At 74.4% G+C, this 21933-nt stretch carries 17 protein-coding genes; 6 read left to right on the forward strand and 11 right to left on the reverse strand.

The genetic code is table 11. The features are described 5' to 3' along the window. Nucleotides 1-107: 107 nt before the first annotated feature. Nucleotides 108-656: a hypothetical protein gene (locus tag ACIPXC_RS00735; RefSeq protein ID WP_401611801.1), complete on the forward strand. Its 549-nt coding sequence runs from the start codon at nucleotides 108-110 to the stop codon at nucleotides 654-656. Here ACIPXC_RS00735 and ACIPXC_RS00740 read toward each other — a convergent pair. From ACIPXC_RS00740 to ACIPXC_RS00750, 3 genes are all read right to left on the reverse strand, one after another. Next, nucleotides 637-1842, reverse strand: coding sequence for an SWIM zinc finger family protein (locus tag ACIPXC_RS00740; RefSeq protein WP_401611803.1), 1206 nt, complete (start codon nucleotides 1840-1842; stop codon nucleotides 637-639). The genes ACIPXC_RS00735 and ACIPXC_RS00740 overlap by 20 nt on opposite strands. Further along, entirely contained in the window at nucleotides 1839-4658 is a 2820-nt protein-coding gene (locus ACIPXC_RS00745) for a DEAD/DEAH box helicase (RefSeq protein WP_401612022.1), read from the reverse strand. Before ACIPXC_RS00745 ends, ACIPXC_RS00740 begins: the two co-directional genes overlap by 4 nt. Before the next feature lie 209 nt (nucleotides 4659-4867). Continuing rightward, the gene (locus ACIPXC_RS00750) at nucleotides 4868-6187 is read right to left on the reverse strand and encodes a helix-turn-helix domain-containing protein (RefSeq protein WP_401611805.1); all 1320 of its coding nucleotides are present in this window, start codon (nucleotides 6185-6187) and stop codon (nucleotides 4868-4870) included. Between the two features lie 170 nt (nucleotides 6188-6357). On the opposite strand from ACIPXC_RS00750, the gene ACIPXC_RS00755 reads away from it, so the two are divergent. After that, the gene (locus ACIPXC_RS00755; RefSeq protein WP_401611808.1) at nucleotides 6358-6975 is read left to right on the forward strand and encodes a hypothetical protein; all 618 of its coding nucleotides are present in this window, start codon (nucleotides 6358-6360) and stop codon (nucleotides 6973-6975) included. A 55-nt stretch (nucleotides 6976-7030) separates the two neighbouring features. After that, nucleotides 7031-7291, forward strand: a complete 261-nt coding sequence (locus ACIPXC_RS00760) for a DUF6343 family protein (protein WP_401611811.1) — start codon at nucleotides 7031-7033, stop codon at nucleotides 7289-7291. A 151-nt stretch (nucleotides 7292-7442) separates the two neighbouring features. Here the strand turns inward: ACIPXC_RS00760 and ACIPXC_RS00765 are convergent, their stop codons facing one another. The 4 genes from ACIPXC_RS00765 to rpsA form a co-directional block, all read right to left on the reverse strand. Continuing rightward, nucleotides 7443-7829, reverse strand: a complete 387-nt coding sequence (locus tag ACIPXC_RS00765; protein ID WP_401611813.1) for a tetratricopeptide repeat protein — start codon at nucleotides 7827-7829, stop codon at nucleotides 7443-7445. Between the two features lie 66 nt (nucleotides 7830-7895). Next, nucleotides 7896-8507, reverse strand: a complete 612-nt coding sequence (gene coaE / locus ACIPXC_RS00770) for a dephospho-CoA kinase (RefSeq protein WP_401611815.1) — start codon at nucleotides 8505-8507, stop codon at nucleotides 7896-7898. A 37-nt stretch (nucleotides 8508-8544) separates the two neighbouring features. Beyond that, complete coding sequence (locus tag ACIPXC_RS00775; RefSeq protein WP_401611816.1) at nucleotides 8545-9483, reverse strand: PAC2 family protein; 939 nt, start codon at nucleotides 9481-9483, stop codon at nucleotides 8545-8547. A gap of 232 nt (nucleotides 9484-9715) precedes the next feature. Then, nucleotides 9716-11224, reverse strand: a complete 1509-nt coding sequence (rpsA, locus tag ACIPXC_RS00780) for a 30S ribosomal protein S1 (protein WP_030666059.1) — start codon at nucleotides 11222-11224, stop codon at nucleotides 9716-9718. A gap of 352 nt (nucleotides 11225-11576) precedes the next feature. Between rpsA and ACIPXC_RS00785 the strand changes: the two genes are divergently transcribed. Further along, a complete protein-coding gene (locus ACIPXC_RS00785; RefSeq protein ID WP_401611818.1) occupies nucleotides 11577-12425 on the forward strand; it encodes a class I SAM-dependent methyltransferase in 849 nt (282 codons plus the stop codon). Between the two features lie 4 nt (nucleotides 12426-12429). Further along, the gene (locus ACIPXC_RS00790; RefSeq protein WP_401611820.1) at nucleotides 12430-15390 is read left to right on the forward strand and encodes an ATP-dependent RNA helicase; all 2961 of its coding nucleotides are present in this window, start codon (nucleotides 12430-12432) and stop codon (nucleotides 15388-15390) included. Here the strand turns inward: ACIPXC_RS00790 and ACIPXC_RS00795 are convergent. The 3 genes from ACIPXC_RS00795 to ACIPXC_RS00805 all read right to left on the reverse strand — a co-directional run bounded on the left by ACIPXC_RS00795 (nucleotide 15377) and on the right by ACIPXC_RS00805 (nucleotide 18088). Further along, the gene (locus ACIPXC_RS00795) at nucleotides 15377-16363 is read right to left on the reverse strand and encodes a DUF3068 domain-containing protein (RefSeq protein WP_401611823.1); all 987 of its coding nucleotides are present in this window, start codon (nucleotides 16361-16363) and stop codon (nucleotides 15377-15379) included. The two genes, ACIPXC_RS00790 and ACIPXC_RS00795, sit on opposite strands and share 14 nt — an antisense overlap. A gap of 13 nt (nucleotides 16364-16376) precedes the next feature. Continuing rightward, nucleotides 16377-16517, reverse strand: coding sequence for an SPW_0924 family protein (locus tag ACIPXC_RS00800; RefSeq protein ID WP_401611825.1), 141 nt, complete (start codon nucleotides 16515-16517; stop codon nucleotides 16377-16379). A gap of 164 nt (nucleotides 16518-16681) precedes the next feature. After that, nucleotides 16682-18088, reverse strand: a complete 1407-nt coding sequence (locus tag ACIPXC_RS00805; protein WP_401611828.1) for a lytic murein transglycosylase — start codon at nucleotides 18086-18088, stop codon at nucleotides 16682-16684. Between the two features lie 183 nt (nucleotides 18089-18271). Here ACIPXC_RS00805 and ACIPXC_RS00810 point away from each other — a divergent pair, with 183 nt between their 5' ends. Beyond that, entirely contained in the window at nucleotides 18272-19132 is an 861-nt protein-coding gene (locus ACIPXC_RS00810) for a DUF4184 family protein (protein ID WP_401611830.1), read from the forward strand. Nucleotides 19133-19194: 62 nt separating this feature from the next. On the opposite strand, the gene polA is transcribed toward ACIPXC_RS00810, so the two are convergent. Continuing rightward, nucleotides 19195-21921 (reverse strand): DNA polymerase I, encoded by a 2727-nt coding sequence (polA, locus tag ACIPXC_RS00815; protein WP_401611833.1) that lies wholly within the window; start codon nucleotides 21919-21921, stop codon nucleotides 19195-19197. Nucleotides 21922-21933 lie beyond the last annotated feature (12 nt).

The raw sequence follows: 21933 nt of genomic DNA on the forward strand, positions 1-21933 counted from the left end.
TGGATTTCGGGTCCTCGCCCCGTACCGGAGACAACGCCTGCGAACCCATACGGGTTATAGAAGCGGTAGGCATTTCACTCAATCGTGTACTGGGTACTGGGCACTTCATGACTGATCGCCCGCTGCTCCTCCTCGACGTGGACGGCCCCCTCAATCCCTTCCGCTCCCCCTTCGCCGGACTGCGCGGGTACAGGAGCCACCGCATGTGGCCGGAGGTATGGCTGTCCTACCGCGACCCCGAATCCCGCAGGGCACGGCGCGGTGCGCGGGTCCGCCTCCATCCGTCCCACGGCGCCCGGCTGCTGGCCCTGCCCTTCGAGCTCACCTGGGCCACCGCGTGGACGCACCAGGCCAACTCCCTGATCTCCCCGCACATCGGGCTCCCCGGGGACCTGTCCGTCGTCGAATGGCCCGAACTGTTCGCCGAGGACCCCGACGGCCTCTCCTGGAAGACCCGGCACCTGAGGGACTGGGCGGCCGGCCGCCCCTTCGCCTGGGTTGACGACATGATCACCCCGCGGGACCGGGAGTGGGTTGCCGCCCACCATCCGGCCCCGGCCCTCCTGCTGCGCGTGCACCCGCGCCACGGCCTGCGGGACCGCGACTTCACGGCCCTGACCCGCTGGGCGGAGGGCCTCAGCCCTGCAGGGCGCTGACCGGGTCCGCGGCGGGGCGGCCCGTGGGCCACCAGTCCTCGTCGTCCGGCCGGGACTCGTAGGCGTACCAGAGGGCGTCACGGCCGAGCCGGAGCTGGCGGGTGCGGGCCGTCAGGCGGTTGCGCTCGGGGCGGAAGACCCCCTGCGACGCGGCGAGGAGCGCCGGGCGGGCCCGGTCGAAGGGGCCGGCCGGCGGGTCCCAGGCCTCTTCGAGGGCGGCCAGGGCGGCACGGCCGCCCTGGCGCCAGGCCGCCGCGGCCCGTGCGAGGTCGGTGGTGGTCCGCCCGGTGGCGCGGGCCAGGTCCCGGTAGAGGACGCGGGCCGCACCCGTCAGGCCCGCCGTGGGATCCGCGGAGGCCAGCCGGACGGCGTCCTGCCACAGGGTGAGCCCGGCGATCGGGTCCTCGCCGGTGGTGAGCACCGCGAGAGCGCGGGCGGCCGCGTCGGAGGCGAGCTGGTCGAGGACCAGCGGGTCCGGGGCCGCCGGGTCGGCCGGGTAGGCGGGCGGGAGGCCCGCCGCCGCGGGCGCGGCGAGCGGCGCGGGCAGCGGCGGCAGCACCCTCCGGGCGAGCGCCTCCCGGGCCGGGACTCCGGGGAAGTCCGGTGCCGCATCGGGCTGTTCGCGTGCGGCGTGGGCGGCGTTGCGGCGGGTCAGGTCGTCGAGGAGCTCCCGCTCGCCGCGGCCGCGCAGGAGCAGCAGGACGAAGGGGTCCTCGTCGAGGAGGCGGGCCGCCCGGTAGCAGAGGGCGGCGGCGTGCTTGCACGGGGGGCGTCCGACGTCCGGGCAGGAACAGCGCGGGACGAGCTCGCCCGCCCCGGGCAGGACGGTCCCCGCCAGGGACTGCGGGACCTCGCGCTCCAGGAGGGCGCCGAGCGCGGCCGGGTCGGCCGCGACCTCTTCCAGCAGCTCGCTCCACTCGGCGTCCGCGAAGGCGGGCAGGATCAGCTCGGTGCGGTACGGGCGGGGCCTGCTGCCCCGGACGTAGGCGACGATCCGGCCGGGAGTGACGGTCACCGCGTCGACGTGCCCGCCGACGGCGTACCCGCGGCCCCGGGCCAGCCGGGCCGGGTCACGGGAGACCTCCTCCAGCGCGGCCACCCAGGCCCGGCCCCACCAGCTCGCCGCCTCCACCCCGGCGGGCACGGTCTCGAAGGTGCGGCGACGGTCGTCCCGCGCGGTGATCATACGGGCCTCCGCAGGGAGACGAGGTCGGCGAGCTCGCGGTCGGTCAGCTCGGTCAGCGCCGCCTCGCCGGAGCCGAGGACGGCGTCGGCCAGGGCCCGCTTCGCCTCCAGCATCTCGGCGATGCGGTCCTCGACGGTGCCTTCGGCGATGATCCGGTGGACCTGTACGGGCTGGGTCTGGCCGATGCGGTAGGCGCGGTCGGTGGCCTGTTCCTCGACGGCCGGATTCCACCAGCGGTCGAAGTGGACGACATGGCCGGCGCGGGTGAGGTTGAGGCCGGTGCCCGCCGCCTTCAGCGACAGCAGGAAGACCGGTACCTCGCCCGCCTGGAAGCGGTCCACGAGCTCCTCGCGGCGCGCCACCGGGGTGCCGCCGTGCAGGAGCTGCGCGGCGATCCCACGGGCCGCCAGGTGCCGCTCGATGAGCCGGGCCATCGTCACGTACTGCGTGAAGACGAGCACCGAACCGCCCTCGGCGACGATCGTGTCCAGCAGTTCGTCCAGCAGGGCGAGCTTGCCCGAGCGGTGCGCGAGCCTGGGCTGCTCCTCCTTCAGGTACTGCGCGGGGTGGTTGCAGATCTGCTTGAGCGAGGCCAGCAGCTTCATGATCATGCCGCGTCGCTCGATGCCCTCGCTGGACCCGATCACGGCCATCGCCTCGTCCACCGCGGCCTGGTACAGGGAGACCTGCTCACGCGTGAGCGACACCGGGTGGTCGGTCTCCGTCTTCGGCGGCAGCTCGGGCGCGATACCCGGGTCGGACTTCTTGCGGCGCAGCAGGAACGGCCGGACCAGCGCCGCCAGCCGGGCGACCGCCGCCTCGTTGCCGCCGTCCTCCTCCTGCTGGTGCTCCACGGGGCGGGCGTGCCGGGCCCGGAAGGTGGTCAGCGGACCCAGCAGCCCCGGCGTGGTCCAGTCGAGCAGCGCCCACAGCTCGGAGAGGTTGTTCTCCACCGGGGTGCCGGTCAGCGCCACCCGGGCCGGCGCCGGGATGGTGCGCAGCGCCTTCGCGGTCGCCGAGTGGGGGTTCTTGACGTGCTGCGCCTCGTCGGCGACGACCATGCCCCAGCGCTGTTCGGCGAGCAGGGCGGCGCTGGCGCGCATCGTCCCGTAGGTGGTGAGCACGAACCCGCCCGTGCAGGACGTCAGGTCCTCGGTGCTGCGGCCGCCGCCGTGGAAGCGGCGCACGGGGGTGCCCGGCGCGAACTTCTCGATCTCGCGCTGCCAGTTGCCCAGGAGGGAGGCGGGGCACACCACGAGCGTGGGCTCGCGGCGGTCCCGGTGCAGGTGCAGCGCGATCAGGGTGACGGTCTTGCCCAGGCCCATGTCGTCGGCGAGGCAGCCGCCGAGACCGAGGGAGGTCATCAGGTCCAGCCAGGCCAGGCCGCGCGCCTGGTAGTCGCGCAGGGTGGCCTTGAGCGCGGCGGGCCGCGGGAGCGGGGCGAGCTCCGCCGTCAGCCGCTCCCGCAGGGCGGCGAGCGCCCCCACGGGCACCGCCTCGACCTGCTCTCCGTCGACCTCGGCCGTGCCCGACAGTGCGGTGGCCAGCGCGTCGACCGGGTCGAGCAGGCCCAGTTCGCGCTTGCGCGCCTTGCGCACCAGCTCCGGGTCGACCCGTACCCATTGGTCGCGCAGCCGCACGACGGGCCGGTGGGCCTGCGCCAGGGCGTCCATCTCGCCGGGGGTGAGCCGGTCGCCGCCGAGGGCCAGTTCCCAGGAGAAGGCGAAGAGGTGTTCCGCGTCGAAGAAGGCGGTCCCGTCGGTGGCGGACCCGGGCGCGGTGGACCGTACGACGGCGGTCGCCGACAGCGTACGGGCCAGGTCGCGCGGCCAGTGGACCACGACCCCGGCGGCCGCCAGCCGGGTCGCGGCCACCCCCAGCAGGTCCTCCAGCTCGGGGTCGGACAGCGCCAGGGCGTCGGGCACGGGCTGGTCCAGCAGGCGCAGCAGGGGCGGCCAGACCCGCGCGGCCCGGCGCAGCGCGAGCACGGCGTCGATCCGGGCGCGGGGCCCGAAACCGGGCCCGGCCGTGCCGGCCCACAGCTGCCCGGCATCGGTGACGAGCGTCGGGTCGGCGAGGCTGTGCACCTGGACGACGGCGGCACCGGCGCGCCGGGTCTCCTCCCCCTCGGCCTCGTCGAAGAGGCGGAAGGAGGACAGGTCGAGCCGGAGCGAGAGCCCGACTCCGGTGTCGGCCCCGGCCGCGACCTGCGCGGCCCACTCCTGTATCCCGGGGACCCGCTGTGCTTCCCGCGCGGCGAACGGCCGTCCGGCGGCGACGGCCGCCGCCGGGGTGCGGGGCAGGCTGTCGGCGACGGCGTCGAGGAAGGCGCGGACCAGCGCTTCCGGCTCGGGCAGCCGGAGCGGGCGGCGCCCGGCGAGGGGCGTCGCATGCCCCTCGTGGGGCAGGGCGGCGGCGATCGCGCGCAGATGGGCGATGTCGGCGGCGTCGAGCGGGCCCGCCCGCCAGGCGTCGACCTCCTCGGGGGTGAGCCCGGGGAGCAGCCTGCCGCGCGCGGCCAGGGTGAGGGCCTGCGTGGCGGCCGCGCCCCAGGCCCGGGTGGCGGGATGCGCGGCGGGGCTGCGCGGGGCCCGCACGAGCAGGGGCAGGGCGGCGGCCACGGAGAAGGTCACCGCGGGCACGGTCCGGCTGCGGACCCCGGTGCCGTGCGGACGGACGACCGTGAGCGGGCCCGGTGTGCCGGCCTCGGGCAGGGGGTCCCCGTCGGGCGACCAGAAGGCGACCCGGCCCTGGCGGGGGACTGCGGCGGGCAGGAAGACGGCGGCGTGGCGCAGCAGCGCGGAGGCCTGCGGCATCGACTGCTGCGGCTGCTGTGGCTGTGGCTGCGGCAGTGCCCGCGACCACGGCGGCGGCTGCGGCTGCGCAGGCGCCTGCGTCTCCGGCTGCGCTGTCATGGTGTCCCCTCCCTCTCCCTCACGACGTGCTCACACGGTCCTCGCAGACCTTCCGGCCCCTTCGCCACGAGTTTAGGTGCGACCACCGACAACGCCCCTGACCTGCAGCTTCAGCGGGCCCAGCGGCCCTGCTCCAGCGCGTACCCGTAGACCGGCCGGCCGGTCGCGGCGCTCGTGCGCAGCGGGCGTCCTCCGTCGTCGATGCGCAGCGTGCCCGAGTCGGCCGGCGAGGTCCACCTCAGGTCGAGGGACCAGTCACAGTCACAGCCCGTGGTGGTGGCCTCGACCCGCAGGACGACCGGCTCGGCCGCCGAGACCCGCAGGGGAAAGGCCGGGGCCGGCTGCCGGCTCCCCCCGTCGCTCCCGGCGACGGGGCGGGCCAGCGGGCGCGGCGCGTCCAGGTTGACGGCGAAGGCGGCCGGGGTCAGCCCTCCGCCGCAGCCCTGGGACATCTGGTAGACGTTCCAGGCGGGCGGCGTACGGCGGGCACCCACCCGCACCTCCAGGCCCTCCAGGACGACCGCTCCCCCACCCGTGCCGTGCAGGGTGACCTCGACGATCTGGGACCCCGCGTGCACGGCGCGCTGCGCCGATGCCCAGGCGGGCGCGTCCGCCTCCACGGGCGGCGGGGCCACCGAGCCGGGACCCCGCTCGGTCAGGTACGCGTGATCGCAGCCCGCGGCCCACACGTGCGACCGCACCGCCGCCTTCAGGGGCGCCGCCGGTGCCCGGCCGGGCGGCGGGGCGGAGGACGGGGCCGGCGCGGTGGCGGGCCCGCCCTCCGGTACCGACGGCCGCGCCGGACCCGGCTCCGAACCCGGCTCCGAACCCACCGCCGACTCCGGCGGGGCAGCTCCCGCCTCCGCCGGGGGCTGCCCCGCGGAGGCGGGTCCGGAAGGGCCCCGCGCACCGGCCCCGCCCCCCGTCCCCGCACCGGCGGAGGGCGCGCCCGGGTCCGGCCCGGTCACCGCCAGCAGCGCCACGGCCACCGCCCCCGCCGCCAGCCCGGCGGCCGCGACCGCGCCCGCCCTGCGCCGGTACCAGGACGGGCGGGCCCGAGGCCCTGCCGCCGTGGCCGAGCCCACCACCACGGCCGGCTCCGCAGCGACGGGCTCCGGCTCCCGATCCGACTCCGCAGCGACGGCCTGCACCGGCTCCGGCGCGGGCCGGGGCGCGGTCGCCCCCGCGCGCCGCCGGGCGTCCGCCAGCAGCCACGCCCGGTGCAGGTCCACCGCCTCCGCCGCCGAGGCCCCGCAGGCCCGCGCGAAGCGGTCCACCACGGCGAACTCGGCGGGCAGCGCGTCCCCGCTGCAGTAGCGGTGCAGTGTCGACGTACTCGTGTGCAGTCTGCGCGCCAGTACCCCGTAACTCAGCCCGCCGCGTTCCTTCAGCTCCCGCATCAGCCGCGCGAAATCCTCGGCCTCACTCACGGTGTCCCCGCCCCCGTCCCGTGGCTCCGTTCCATGCCTGAGGTGTTCCCCCAGGTGACAGCGTGTACGGGCGTTCCAGTGTCCCGATTTCGCCCCGAACCGTGGCCCCCCGCCCCCGGCCGGGGAACAGTCTCGTCAGGCACACCGATTCGTCCACGGGGAGAACCGACATGTTCCGACGTACCGACACCGCCGCCACCCTCGCGACCGCGCTGGTCGCGGCGGCCGCCACCCTCGCCCTGACCGCCTCGACCTCCGCCGCGGCCGCCACCGCGCCCGGGTTCCTGAACGGCACCGATCTGCCGCCGCACCCGGCGTCCGCCTGGTACGCCGGCGCGATCACCGCGGGGCTGCCCGAGACGGCGCCGTTCTGCCTGGACGGCGCGCTCCCGGCGGCCGGCAGCTGGCACCGCACGTTCGGCACCGAGTTCGACACGGGCGCCGTACAGGTCTCCGTACGGTCCGCCTCGCCCGCCGCGGCCGCCAGGCTCGTCGGCGCGCTGGAGCGCAGGGCCGCCGCCTGCGCCGCCGACTGGCTGCGCACGACCCCGGGCGGCACGGCCTCCTGGCAGGACTACGGGACCCTGCCCGTCGAGGAGGGCGCGCACGTCTACGGAGTCCACACCTCGATCCCGGAGTCCGAGCCGGGGGTGCACCTGTACGGGATCGGGCGCGACGGCTCCACCGTGACCGTCGTGAAGTGGGGACAGATGGGCGACCTGTCCCAGGCCCCGGTCGCCGCCTTCAAGAAGACGACGGCGAAAGCCGTGAACAAGCTCAACCCGTAGCCGCGGGCCCCGGCGCCCGGCCGAGTGGGACCATGGACAGCGAGAGGCGATGGCCATGCGTTCCGGAAACGAGCCGGTGACAGCACGCAGTCCGCTGCGGCTGCGGTTCTGGCTGGGCGTCTGGGGGCTGGTCTGGGCCGCCACCGGGACGGCCGCCTTCTCGCTGGCGGGCCGTCCCGGATGGGCGGCCGCCTGCGGTGCGCTGACTGTCGTGGTGTGCGTGGACCTGTTCATGGTCGTGCGCCACATCCGCCAGGGCCCGCACTACCAGCCCGGCCGGGACATCCCCCCGTACGAGCCGCCAGCGGACCGGTGAGCGGCACACGGACGAACCGGCGGACGGGACCCGCGAAGGACCGCGGACGACCGCGCGGACGAGCGAGGGCGACCGCGCGGACGGACCTGCGAAGGACCGCGGACGAGCGAGGACGGGCGAGGACGACCGCACGGACGACCGCGCGGAGCGGTCAGGCCTGGTCCTCGAAGCGGGCCGCCGCCAGGTAGTCCGGCTGCGGGTCGAGGGCCGCGGCCAGCCGGAAGTGCTTGCGGGCCTGTTCGGGCCGGCCGGCGCGCTCGTGCGTGCGGGCCAGCGCGAAGTGGGCGAAGGCGTTGTCCGGCTCCCGCTCCAGCACCAGCTCGAACTCCAGCTCCGCCGGGCGCAGTTGTGCGGCGGCGAAGAAGGCCCGGGCGCGCAGCAGCCGGGCCGCGGTGTTCTCCGGGTGGGCGGCCACCACCGAGTCGAGCAGCTTGACCGCACCGCGCGGATCGCGTGCGGCGAGCAGCCGCTCGGCCGCCCGGAAGTCGATGACGTGTGTTTCCGGGCTGGACGGCGTGGGGCGTGCGGTCTCGGACACGGTGTGGATCCTTCCCTCTACCGGCGCCTTCAACGCCCCCGCCCCACCCGCTATTCCATGCACACGTCAGGCGGTGCCGCCGCTCGCCGCCCTCGCGGTGAGCTCTTCCCACACCTTGCGTACCTGCGGCTCCAGCGCCTCCAGCGGCCCGTCGTTGTCGATGACGAGGGTGGCCACCGCCAGCCGCTGCTCGCGCGTGGCCTGCGCGGCCATCCGGGCCCGGGCCTCCTCCTCGTCCATCGCACGTAGCGCGGTCAGCCGGGCGAGCTGCGTGGACGGCGCCGCGTCCACCACGACCACCAGGTCGTAGAGGGGCGCGAGGCCGTTCTCGGTGAGGAGCGGTACGTCGTGCACGACGATGGCGTCGGGGCCCGCGGCGGCCTCCAGCTCGGCGGACCGGGCGCCGACCAGCGGGTGCACGATCGCGTTGAGGGTCCGGAGCTTGTCCTGGTCGGCGAAGACGATGGAGCCCAGTCTGGGCCGGTCCAGCGCTCCCTCGGGGGTCAGCACCTCCTCCCCGAAGGCCGCCACGACGGCCGCGAGGCCCGGCGTACCGGGCTCGACGACCTCCCGTGCGATCCGATCGGCGTCGACGACGATCGCCCCGTACCCCGCCAGCAGCCGAGAGACCTCGCTCTTGCCGGCACCGATTCCGCCCGTCAGGCCCACTTTCAGCATGCCCCGAGCTTAGGGCCCCGTACATCCGTGCGGGAGCTCAGCCCTCGCCCTCCCGCTCCGCCAGGAACCGCTCGAACTCGCGGCCGATCTCGTCCGCCGACGGGAGCTCCGCCGGCTCGGCGATCATGTTGCCGCGGGTCGCGGCACCCGCTGCCGCGTCGTACTGGTGCTCCAGCCCCTGCACGAGGCTGACCAGTTCCTCGTCGCCCTCGCGGATCTGCCGGTCGATCTCCGTCTGCGTGCGGTGCGCCTCGGTCCGCAGCGCGTGCGCCACGGCCGGCAGCACCAGGCCGGTCGCCGCCGTGATCGCCTCCAGCACCGTCAGCGCGGCGTCCGGGTACGGGGAGCGCGCCACGTAGTGCGGCACGTGCGCGGCGACACCGAGGACGTCGTGCCCGGCCTGGGACAGGCGGAACTCCACCAGGGACTCCGCGCTCCCGGGCACCTGGGCCTCGTCGAAGGGGCTGCGGTGGCCCGGCATGAGGTCGGTCCGGTTGCCGTGCGGGGTGATGCCGACGGGCCGGGTGTGCGGGACGCCCATCGGGATGCCGTGGAAGTTGACCGAGAGCCGGACCCCGAGGCGCTCGACGATCTGCCGCACGGCGACGGCGAAGCGCTCCCACTCCACGTCCGGCTCCGGGCCGGACAGCAGCAGGAAGGGCGCTCCCGTGGCGTCCTGGACCAGCCGGACCTCCAGCCGCGGCTCCTCGAACCCGGCCCAGTGGTCGCGCTGGAAGGTCAGCAGCGGCCGGCGCGCCCGGTAGTCCACGAGGCGGTCCGCGTCGAAGCGGGCGACCACCTGATGGGGCAGCGTGTCCAGGAGCCGCTCGACGATCTGCTCGCCGGCCTCTCCCGCGTCGATGTACCCCTCGAAGTGGTACAGCATGACCAGCCCGGCCGAGTCCTGGGCGACCGCCAGGTCCGCCACCGCCAGACCCTTGGCATCCCATTCGTACAAGCCCTGTGGATCAAGCACCGCCACCACTCCTCCTCGTCTCGTTCTCTGCCAAGAACGTCCAAGGCGGCGGCGCCATTCCCCAGTTGGCCGCATTCACAGGAACACAGCGGGCCAATGGCCCGATGGCCCGTGGGCCGACGGATCACGGCAGCGCGCCGGGAACGCGGAGAGGCCCGCCCCCCGAAGGGGACGGGCCTCACCGTGATGCTCGATCAGCTCTGCTCACACCGGGGTGCGATGCGCGCTGCGATCAGCTCTGGCCGCCGGCCAGCTTCTCGCGGAGCGCGGCCAGGGCCTCGTCCGACGCCAGGGCGCCGGAGGTCTCGTCCGACTCCGAGGAGTAGGAACCACCCGAGATGCCCGCACCGGCGTTGCCACCGGCGGCCGGGGCGGCAGCGCCCTCGGCGGCAGCGGCCTCGTCGGCCTCGCGGCTCTTGATGACCTGAGCCTGGTGCTGCTCGAAGCGAGCCTGCGCCTCGGCGTACTGGGTCTCCCAGGCCTCGCGCTGCTTCTCGTAGCCCTCGAGCCAGTCGTTGGTCTCGGGGTCGAAGCCCTCGGGGTAGATGTAGTTGCCCTGGTCGTCGTAGGACGCGGCCATGCCGTACAGGGTCGGGTCGAACTCGACCGACGCCGGGTCGGCACCGAAGGACTCGTTGGCCTGCTTCAGGGACAGCGAGATCCGGCGACGCTCCAGGTCGATGTCGATGACCTTGACGAAGATCTCGTCGTTGACCTGGACGACCTGCTCCGGGATCTCCACGTGGCGCTCGGCCAGCTCGGAGATGTGGACCAGACCCTCGATGCCCTCGTCCACGCGGACGAACGCACCGAACGGAACCAGCTTGGTGACCTTGCCCGGGACGACCTGACCGATCTGGTGCGTACGGGCGAACTGCTGCCACGGGTCCTCCTGCGTCGCCTTCAGCGACAGGGAGACACGCTCGCGGTCCATGTCGACGTCGAGGACCTCGACGGTGACTTCCTGACCGACCTCGACGACCTCGGACGGGTGGTCGATGTGCTTCCAGGACAGCTCGGAGACGTGGACGAGACCGTCGACGCCACCCAGGTCCACGAAGGCACCGAAGTTGACGATCGAGGACACGACGCCGGAGCGGACCTGACCCTTCTGCAGGGTGGTGAGGAACGTCTGGCGGACCTCGGACTGGGTCTGCTCCAGCCAGGCACGGCGGGACAGGACCACGTTGTTGCGGTTCTTGTCCAGCTCGATGATCTTCGCCTCGAGCTCCTTGCCCACGTAGGGCTGGAGGTCGCGGACACGGCGCATCTCGACCAGGGAGGCCGGGAGGAAGCCGCGGAGGCCGATGTCGAGGATGAGACCACCCTTGACGACCTCGATGACGGTACCGGTGACGATGCCGTCCTCTTCCTTGATCTTCTCGATCGTGCCCCAGGCACGCTCGTACTGAGCGCGCTTCTTGGACAGGATCAGACGGCCTTCCTTGTCCTCCTTCTGGAGAACCAGGGCCTCGATCTCGTCGCCGACCTTGACGACCTCGTTCGGGTCGACGTCGTGCTTGATCGAGAGCTCGCGGCTCGGGATCACGCCTTCCGTCTTGTAACCGATGTCGAGCAGGACCTCGTCCCGGTCGACCTTCACGATGACGCCGTCGACGATGTCGCCGTCGTTGAAGTACTTGATCGTCTCGTCGATCGCGGCGAGGAAGGCTTCCTCGTTACCGATGTCGTTGACCGCTACCTGCGGAGTGGTAGAGGTGGTCTCGGTGCTGCTCGTCATGTGGGAAAGGGCTCCGGTTACGGACAGAAAGTCGTAGGTACTGCTACGCCGGGAGCCCTTATCGGCATCTGCCGAAGAAGCCGGACAGCCAAGGAAGCCCCTGATCCGCAGCAGCGGGGAGGCCTCGAAAACCGAGGGGACATCAACAGATGCAAGCGCAGCCTGCTAGGTCTGAGGAGCACAGGCTCGCAGCGCAACTTGTAGCATACGGGGGCGGCCGGACAGGGTCAATGCGCGAAGGCCCACACCCCGGACGGATCACCGCACAACCGGCACAATTCATGGGCGGGAACGCTCTGATGGCGGTTCCTGCCACATCCCAAGACATTCGCAGACTACGACGACGGGCCCCATGAACCAAGAGGACGACGCCCCCGAAGACGCGTACCCGGCCGATCCGGGCTCCACGGACGACGCCGAGGCCACACGCCGTGACGCCGGGGAAGCGGAGAGCAGCCGGGCGAGCCGGGGCTGGTGGGACCGCAACGCCGACGAGTACCAGAGCGAGCACGGCGCCTTCCTCGGCGACGACCGCTTCGTCTGGGGCCCCGAGGGCCTCGACGAGGCGGATGCGGCCCTCCTCGGCCCCGCCGCCTCCCTGAAGGACAAGGACGTGCTGGAGATCGGCGCCGGCGCCGCCCAGTGCTCCCGCTGGCTGGCCGCCCAGGGCGCCCGGCCCGTGGCCCTGGACCTCTCCCACCGCCAGCTCCAGCACGCTCTCCGCATCGGCGACGGCCTGGCGCTGGTCGAGGCCGACGCCGGCCGGCTCCCCTTCCGCGACGGCTCCTTCGACCTGGCCTGCTCCGCCTACGGCGCCGTCCCCTTCGTCGCCGACCCGGTGAACGTCATGCGCGAGGTGCACCGCGTCCTGCGCCCCGGCGGCCGCTGGGTCTTCTCCGTGACCCACCCCGTCCGCTGGGCCTTCCCCGACGAGCCCGGCCCCGAGGGTCTGACCGTCTCCGCCTCCTACTTCGACCGGACCCCGTACGTCGAGCAGGACGAGCAGGGGCGCGCCGTGTACGTCGAGCACCACCGCACCGTCGGCGACCGGGTCCGCGACGTGGTCGCGGGCGGCTTCCGCCTCCTCGACCTCGTCGAGCCCGAGTGGCCCGACTGGAACGGCCAGGAGTGGGGCGGCTGGTCCCCGCTGCGCGGCAACCTGATCCCCGGCACCGCGATCTTCGTCTGCGAGAGGGCCTGACCCCTTGATCCGCCAGGCCGCCCTCGACGCCCTCCCCGTACGCGAGGCCCTGCCCGCTCTCGTCGCCGCGCTCGACGCCCACGGCGCCGCGGTACTGTGCGCGCCGCCCGGAACCGGCAAGACGACGCTGGTTCCGCTGGTCCTCGCGGGCCTGGTGGGCGGCGGCCCGCGGCGCCGGGTGGTCGTGGCCGAGCCGCGGCGGATCGCCGCCCGCGCGGCGGCGCGCCGGATGGCCTGGCTGCTGGGCGAGCGGACCGGCGGTTCGGTCGGCTTCACGGTCCGCGGCGAACGGGTGGCCGGGGCCGGCACGGTGGTGGAGGTGGTGACCACCGGGGTGCTGCTCCAGCGGCTCCAGCGCGACCAGGAGCTGTCCGGCGTGGACGTGGTCGTCCTGGACGAGTGCCACGAGCGGCACCTGGACGCCGACACCGTCGCCGCCTTCCTCCTGGACGTACGGGAGACCCTGCGCCCGGAGCTGCGGCTGGTGGCGGCTTCGGCGACGACGGACTCCGCGGGCTGGGCCCGGGTGCTCGGCGGTGCGCCGGTGGTGGAGGCGGCGGGGGTCTCGTACCCGGTGAAGACCGTCTGGGCGCCCCCGGCCCGACCGGTGCGGCCCCCGCACGGGATGCGGGTGGATCCCGCGCAGCTCGCGCACGTGGCCTCGGTGGTCCGGCGGGCGCTGGCGGAACGCTCCGGTGACGTGCTGTGCTTCCTGCCCGGCGTCGGCGAGATCGCCCGGGTGGCGGGGCAGCTGGGCGGGGTGGACGCGGAGGTGCTCCAGGTCCACGGCCGGGCTCCGGCGGCCGTGCAGGACGCGGCGCTGACGGCTTCGGACCACCGCCGGGTGATCCTGGCGACGGCGGTGGCGGAGTCGAGCCTGACCGTTCCCGGGGTGCGGGTGGTGGTCGATTCGGGGCTGGCCCGCGAGCCGAGGGTGGACCATGCCCGCGGGCTGGGTGCGCTGGCGACCGTACGGGCCTCCCGCGCGGCCGGGCGCCAGCGGGCGGGCCGGGCCGGGCGTGAGGCGCCGGGCGTGGTGTACCGCTGCTGGACGGAGGCGGAGGACGGTCGGCTGCCGGCGTTCCCGGCGCCGGAGATCCGCATCGCCGACCTGGCGCAGTTCGCCCTGCAGGCGGCGTGCTGGGGAGACCCGGACGCGGCCGGGCTGGCGCTGCTGGACGCGCCGCCGGCCGGGGCGATGGCCGCGGCGCGGGAGGTGCTCGTGGCCGTCGGCGCGGTGGACGGGGCCGGCCGGCCGAGCGCGCGGGGGCTTCGGATGGCCCGGCTCGGTCTGCACCCGCGGCTGGCGCGGGCCCTGCTGGACGGCAGCGCCGCGCTCGGCGCCCGCCGGGCGGCGGAGGTGGTGGCGCTGCTGAGCGAGGAGCCGCCGCGCGAGTACGGGGACGACCTGGCCGCGGCCTGGCGCGCCGCCCGCGCGGGCGGCGACGGTTACGCGGCGCGCTGGCGCGCGGAGGCGGCCCGCCTGACCCGTGCCGCCGCCCCTGCGGGGAGCGCCCCTGCGGGGAGCGCCGCCGAGTCCGGGGCCGGAGCTGCGGCCGAGCCCCTGGACGGGGCCGCGGGCAGGACCGCCGGAACCGAGGCCGGAGCGGAGACCCGGACCGCTGGCAACACCACCGGGGCCGGGGCGGGGGCCCGGGCTGCGGGCGACACCGCCGGAACCGAGGCCGGGGCGGAGACCCGGACCGCGGGCAGGACCGCCGGAACCGGAGCCGGAGCGGAGACCCGGACCGCGGGCAGCACCACCGGGGCCGGGGCGGAGACCCGGACCGCGGGCAACACCGCCGAAACCGGGGCCGGAGCCCGGGCTGCGGGCAACACCGCCGGGGCCGGGGCGGAGACCCGGGCTGCGGGAAGCGCGCCGGAAGCCGGGGGGCGGGCTCCGGGGCTCCGCGGCTCGACCCGCGCCGACGGGGCCGAAGCGGCAGCCTCGCCGGCGTTCGAGGCACGGGGTGCGGGGCGGAGCCCCGACGATGCCGCCGCCGGGCTCGTCGCCGCGCTGGCCTTCCCCGAGCGGGTCGCCCGGGCCAAGGGGGCGGGGGCCTTCCTCATGGCCTCCGGGACCGGGGCGGAGCCAGGTGACGGCTCGGGCCTGCGCAACGCGCCCTGGCTGGCCGTCGCCGTGGCCGACCGGCCCCCGCACTCGGCCTCCGCACGCATCCGACTGGCCGCGGTCATCGACGAGGACACCGCCCTGGCCGCCGCCGCGCACCTGCGGACCGACATCGAGGAGGTGCGCTGGGAGGGCGGGGACGTGGTCGCCCGCGCGGCGCAGCGGCTCGGTGCGGTCGACCTGGCCGTACGCCCCCTGCGCACCCCGGACCCGGCGCTCGTACGGGCCGCCCTGCTCGACGGGCTCCGCACCGAGGGGCTGGGGCTCCTGCGCTGGTCCCCGGAGGCGGGGGCGCTGCGGGCCCGCCTCGGATTCCTGCACCGGACGCTCGGCGGCGCCTGGCCCGACGTGGCGGACGACGCCGTACTGCTGGCGCGGGCCGACGACTGGCTGGAGCCGGAGCTGTCCCGGGCCGGACGGCGCGCGGACCTCGCCCGGATCGACGCCGGCCAGGCCCTGAACCGGCTGCTGCCGTGGGCTTCCGGCGAGGCGGTCCGGCTGGACGAGCTGGCGCCCGAGCGGATCGAGGTCCCCAGCGGCTCCCGGATCCGCGTCGACTACACCTGCGAACAGCCGGTGCTCGCGGTGAAGCTCCAGGAGCTGTTCGGGCTGGCCGAGACCCCGCGGGTGGCAGGGGTGCCGGTGCTGGTGCACCTGTTGTCGCCGGCCGGGCGGCCCGCGGCCGTCACCGCGGACCTGGCCTCGTTCTGGCAGGGCGGCTATCGGGCCGTCCGTGCGGAGCTGCGCGGCCGGTACCCCAAGCACCCGTGGCCGGAGGACCCGGCCACCGCCGAGCCCACCCGCCACACCAACGCCCGGCTCAGGCGGGGCTGATCCCTGTCCCCTCGACGTCCCGTACGCGACGGCCGCGGGCCTCCAGCCACAGCGCCAGCGCCAGCAGCGCGAGGCCGCCGGCGGCCAGGCCGGCCGGGGCGTAGGTGTGCAGCGCGAGGACCTTCGCGCGGTTCGCCTTGACCAGGTCGACGGTGTAGTCGGAGTAGTCCTCGCGCATGGTGACGTGCCCGGCGAAGGCGGTGAGCCTGCCGTCGGGACCGCCCGAGGCGATGCCGCCGCGCATCTCCTGCTGAATGTCCTGTTCGGCGTTGACGGGTGCCCCGGTCACGGGGTCGACCCAGAAGCGGACCTTGGCGGTGTACCAGAGGGTGGTGCCGGTGGCCGCCTCGATCGTCGCCGGGTCGATGCCCTCGATGGGCATCTTCTTCGGCATGGGCACCTTGGTCCAGGGGATGGTCTGCTCGAAGTAGTAGACGTCCATGCCCTTGAAGCGGCGCGGTCCGACGTAGTGGATCGGCGAGGAGGTACGGGTCTGGGCGTCGAAGTAGAGGTAGTCGCGCGGTTCGGTGAAGAAGGGCCACTTGAACTCGATGCCCTCGCGTCTGACGGCGTCGCCGTCGACCATCTCGCCCGTGGCGTGCACGGGGGCCTGGGTGTGGGCGTCGAAGATGTAGCGCTCGGGGATCTGGGAGACCATCTTGCCGTCGGGCCCGATGATGTAGGACAGCGTGTCCCAGACGACGACGTCCCGGCCGGCGCTGGTCTCGATCTCCCTGGACGCCTCCACGTTGCCCTTGAGGGTCTGGACGATCGTGACCTTGTCCACCTTCTTGGGCTGCATGCCGCCGGTGTAGTCGAGGAGGGTCGCGTCCTTCGCCTCGAGAACCATCTCCTGGTACTGGTTCGGCGGGATCTTGGCGAGCCGCGGGTACGCGTACCAGCGCAGCAGCGGCGCGAGGGCTGCGCAGAACACGGCAACGGCCAGCAGGACAAGGCTCGCTCTGCGTCGCACGGCCGGCCCTCCTCTACTTTCCGGGCGCGGGGGGCGCGGTGGTGAGCAGGGGCTTGGGGGAGGTCTCGCCTTCGGGCACCCCGAACGCCGTGATGGCGAACACGAGGGCCAGCGCGGCCGCGAGGCCGACGAAGGCGGCGACGAATGCGCGCATGCCGGGGCTCCGGAATCTGATGAGGCGTCAGAGATGGGGCACCGTAGCAACGCGGGGTCGAGATGAGAACCGTCACGGCGACGGCTTCCCCGCCGCCGGGCGGACGCGTCGGAGCCGTCCGCCCGGGTGGGCCGCGCCCGGACGGACGGTGTGGCGGGGGCCGGTCAGCTGCCGCCGGTTCCCGCGCCCGGGGCGCCCGACGGCGCGGGAGTGCGGGCGGGCTCCGGCGCGACCGTGGGCGCCGCGGTCCGGGTGGCGGTCGCGGTCGCGGTCGGAGTGGGCCGGGGCGCCGGGGTCACGGTCGGGCTCGGGGTGCGGGTCGGGGCGGGGGTCGGAACCGGTGTCGGCTTCTGCGCGGGCGTCGGGCTGGGCGTCGGATCAGGGGTGGGCGAGGGCGTCGGCGTGGGCGTCGGGCTCGGCTTCGGGTCCGGAGTCGGCGTGGGCGTCGGGTCCGGCGTAGGCGTCGGGCTCGGCTTCGGATCAGGGGTGGGCGAGGGCGTCGGCGTGGGCGTCGGGCTCGGCTTCGGGTCCGGAGTCGGCGTGGGCGTAGGCGTAGGCTTCGGGTCCGGCGTGGGCGTCGGGCTCGGCGTGGGCGTCGGGTCCGGCGTCGGCGTGGGGCTCGGCTTCGGGTCCGGGGTCGGCGTGGGCTTCGGGGCTGGCTGCGGGGTGGGGCTCGGCGACGGCACCGTGGGTGCGGGTGCCGTCGTACCGCCGCTGTCCGGGACCTCGTGCGTGCCCTTCAGGTAGTACGTGAACCAGGACCGCACCGTGCGCAGGTACTCCGTGGAGCGGTTGTAGGACAGCACCGCGCGGTCCAGGTCCGCCTCCAACCGAAGGTCCCTGGTGCCCGCGCACAGGTAGCGGGCGGCCGCGAGGGCCGCGTCGTGCACGTTGTTCGGATTGCGGCGCCCGTCGCCGTCCGCGTCCTGGCCCCAGGCCGCCCACGTGGAGGGGATGAACTGCATCGGCCCGACCGCCCGGTCGTACCTCGTGTCGCCGTCGTACGCGCCGCCGTCGGTGTCCGCGATGTTCGCGAAGCCGTTGCCGTCGAGCACCGGACCGAGGATCGGCCGCAGGGTGGTGCCGGCCGCGTCCACCTGGCCGCCGCGCGCCTGCCCGGACTCCACCTTGCCGATGGCCGCGAGGAGTTGCCAGCGCAGTCCGCATCCGGGGTCGCTCCGCCCGACCGTCCGCTCCGCCCGCAGGTACGCCGCGAGCACGCTCGCCGGTATCCCCTGTGCCCCTTCCCGCGGCTCCGTCACGACCGGCGCGGAGGGCTGTCCGGGCTGCGCCGCCGGGTCGGTGCCCGCCGTCGGCGGCGGCCCGTCCGGCAGCAGTACCTGCGGCGGCTGCGGGCTGACCAGCGGCGGCAGTTCGGTGAAGTAGGCCGAGTCGCCGCCGCTCTCCTGCGCCGGGAGCGGCCGGTCCGCGCTGCCGCCGGCCGCGACCGGCGCGTCCGGGACCGGGCCCGCCGGGCCCCGCGAAGCGGTCAGCGCGACGGCCGTCAGCGCACAGACCAGCGCGGCCGCCGCGCCCCTGCGCAGCCTGCGGCCGAATATCCGAGACGACATGAGCCGGACCCCTCCCCCTCGACGTCCGCGTGACCCTACGTCAACTCCCTGCAATGGGCACGCACCACGGGCCGGAATTCACCGGATCCCCACGTCCACGGGCAGCTCACGCATACTGTCGGGACGCTTCGGGCGCATTGGTCCGAAGTGGGAACGACAGCAGCGACGCACAGAAGAGGTGCCATGCCGTTCACTCTCAGCCATGCGGCCGCCGTACTTCCGGCCATCCGCCGGACCGGGCGTGCACGAGGTCCCCTCGTCGCCTCCGCGATGGTCCTCGGCTCCTTCGCACCGGACACCTTCTACTTCACCGACGCGGTCGTCGAGGGCTTCATGGCGTACGGGAGCGTCACGCACTCGATGCTCGGGGTCTTCACGCTGGACGCGTTGCTCACCGCCGCCCTCGTGGGCTGCTGGCTGCTGCTGCGCGAGCCGCTCGTCGCACTCCTGCCGCGCCGCCTGCGGGGCAGGGTCCACGCCTTCGTGCGGGGCGAGGAATGGCGGGCGCACCGTCGACTGCCCTCGCTCCTCGCCTGGTTCTACGTGTCGGCGGTCGTCGGTTCCCTCACGCACGTGCTGTGGGACAGCTTCACGCACCTGGACCGCTGGGGGACGAACGCCCTGCCCTGGCTCGGCGAGCCCGTCGCCTTCGGCTTCCCGCCGTACACCTTCCTGCAGTACGGCACTTCGGCGATCGCGGCCGGCGCGCTGCTGTGGTTCACGGCGACCGCGTTGCGCCGCCTGCCGGCGTCCCCGCCGCCCGCGTCGGTGCCGGTGCTGGGCCGCGCGGAGTACTGGGCTGCGCTGGCGCTGATCACGGCGGGCGTCGCGATCGGGGTGACCTTCCGCGTGGTCCGCTTCTTCACCTTCTTCGACCGGATCCGTACGCCCCTCGACATCATCCCGACCGTCTGCTTCGGGGCGGGCGGCGGCCTCTGCGTGGCACTGCTGGTCTACGGGGTCCTCGTACGGCTGCGGCAGCACCGCGACCGCGACCGGCCGCGCGCGGAGGAGGAGACGCGAACGCCCGTCCGCGCCGCCTGAGCGGACGGGGACGGGCGCTGCTCGCTCGTCGTCGCGCATCGCGCGTCGCGCGTCGCGCGGGATCAGTGCGCGGCGGACTCCCAGTCGGAGCCGACGCCCACCGACACGTCCAGCGGGGCACGGAGCTCGACGGCGGCGCCCATCTCCCGGCGCACCAGCTCCTCCACCCGCTCGCGCTCGCCGGGGGCGATCTCCAGCACGATTTCGTCGTGGACCTGGAGGAGCATGCGCGAGCGCAGGCCGGCCCCGGTGATGGCCTTGTCCACGCGCAGCATCGCCACCTTGACGATGTCGGCGGCGGTGCCCTGGATCGGGGCGTTGAGCGCCATCCGCTCGGCGGCCTCGCGGCGCTGACGGTTGTCGCTGTTGAGGTCGGGCAGGTACCGGCGGCGGCCGAAGACCGTCGCGGTGTAACCGGTGGCCCGGGCCTCGTCCACGACGCGCTGGAGGTAGTCGCGGACCCCCCCGAAGCGCTCGAAGAAGGTGTCCATCAGGCCGCGCGCCTCGGCGGGCTCGATGCCCAGCTGCTGCGAGAGACCGAAGGCGGACAGCCCGTAGGCCAGGCCGTAGGACATGGCCTTGATCTTGCGGCGCATCTCGGCGTCGACCTGGTCGCGCTCCACCCCGAAGACCTGGGAGGCGACGGTGGTGTGCAGGTCCTCACCGGAGGCGAACGCCTCGATCAGGCCCTCGTCCTCGGAGAGGTGGGCCATCACGCGCAGCTCGATCTGGCTGTAGTCGGCCGTCATCAGCGACTCGAAGCCCTCGCCGACGACGAAGCCGCGGCGGATGGCACGCCCCTCGTCGGTGCGCACCGGCACGTTCTGCAGGTTCGGGTCGGTGGAGGACAGCCGGCCGGTCGCGGCGACGGTCTGGCTGAAGCTGGTGTGCACCCGGCCGTCGGCGGCGATGGTCTTGACCAGGCCCTCGACGGTGACGCGCAGCTTGGCCTGCTCCCGGTGACGGAGCATGATCACCGGCAGTTCGTGGTCGGTCTGGGTGGCCAGCCAGGCCAGTGCGTCGGCGTCCGTGGTGTAACCGGTCTTGGTCTTCTTCGTCTTCGGCAGGTCCAGCTCGCCGAAGAAGACCTCCTGGAGCTGCTTGGGCGAGCCGAGGTTGAACTCGTGGCCGACCGCCGCGTGCGCCTCCTTGACCGCCTGCTGCACGGCGCCGGCGAACTGCTGCTCCATGGCTTCCAGGTGGTCGCGGTCGGCGGCGATGCCGGCGCGCTCCATCCGGGCGAGCAGCTCGGAGGTCGGCAGCTCCATGTCGTGCAGCAGCTCGGCGGCGCCGACCTCGGCGAGCTTGCCGGAGAAGGCGTCGCCCAGGTCCAGGACGGCACGGGCCTGCGCCATCAGCGCCTCGGCCTCGGCCGTCTCGTCGGCGCCGAAGGCGAGCTGCCCGTCCGCGGCGGCGGGGGCCAGCTCGCGGTGCAGGTACTCCGTGGACAGGGCGTCCAGCGCGAAGGAACGCCGGCCCGGCTTGACCAGGTAGGCGGCGAGCGCGGTGTCCATGGTGACGCCGGCGAGGCTCCAGCCGTGCTCGGGGAAGACCCGCATCAGCCCCTTGGCGTTGTGCACGACCTTGGGGCGGGACTCGTCCGCCGCCCAGGCCGCGAAGGCCCGCTCGTCACTCTCGTCCAGCTCGGCCGGTGTGAACCAGGCGGCGGCTCCCGCGGCGGCGGCCAGCGCGATCTCGGCGACGCTGCCCTGGCCCAGCGCCCAGCTGTCGACGGTCGCGACGCCCAGTGGCCCGCCCGCGTGGCTCTCCAGCCACGGCGCCAGCTCGCCCGTGCCCAGCACGGACGCGTCGAGCTCGACGCCCGCCGCGGGCGCCGGGGCGGCCGCCTCCTGCTCGGCCGCGCCCGGGTCCACGGCCAGCAGCCGCTCGCGCAGCGACGGGTTGCGGATCTCCAGCACGTCCAGCACGCCGGTCACCGCGGCCCGGTCGTACGGCAGGCGGCCCAGGTCCGCGGCGCCCCGGGGCAGCTCCACGTCCTTGACCATCTCGGTCAGGACCCGGTTGAGCTTGACGGCCTCCAGGTGCTCCCGGAAGTTCTGCCCGGCCTTGCCCTTGACCTCCTCGGCGCGCTCCACCAGCTCCGCGAACGACCCGAACTGCGTGATCCACTTGGCGGCGGTCTTCTCACCGACGCCCGGGATGCCCGGGAGGTTGTCGGACGGGTCGCCGCGCAGGGCCGCGAAGTCCGGGTACTGCTGCGGGGTGAGTCCGTACTTCTCCTCGACCTTCTCCGGCGTGAAGCGCGTCAGCTCCGAGACGCCTTTGGTCGGGTAGAGCACGGTCGTGTGCTCGGACACGAGCTGGAAGGAGTCCCGGTCGCCGGTGACGATCAGCACCTCGAAACCGAGGGCCTCCGCCTGCGTCGCCAACGTCGCGATCACGTCGTCGGCCTCGAAGCCGTCGACCGCGAACCGCGGCACCTTCATCGCGTCGAGCAGCTCGCCGATCAGCTCGACCTGCCCCTTGAACTCGTCGGGCGTCTTGGAACGGTTCGCCTTGTACTCGGGGAACTCCGTCGAACGCCACGTCTTGCGGGACACGTCGAACGCCACCGCGAAGTGCGTGGGCGCCTCGTCGCGCAGCGTGTTCGCCAGCATCGACGCGAAGCCGTAGATGGCGTTGGTCGGCTGCCCCGTCGCGGTCGTGAAGTTCTCCGCGGGCAGCGCGAAGAACGCCCGGTACGCCAGGGAGTGCCCGTCCATGAGCATCAGGCGGGGGCGGTCCGCTGCGGTCGTCTGGTCCGTCTTCTTCGATGCTGAATCTGCCACGTCCCCGATCCT

The sequence above is a fragment of the Streptomyces sp. NPDC090021 genome (assembly GCF_044748225.1).
In the GTDB taxonomy this organism is placed as follows: Bacteria; Actinomycetota; Actinomycetes; order Streptomycetales; family Streptomycetaceae; genus Streptomyces.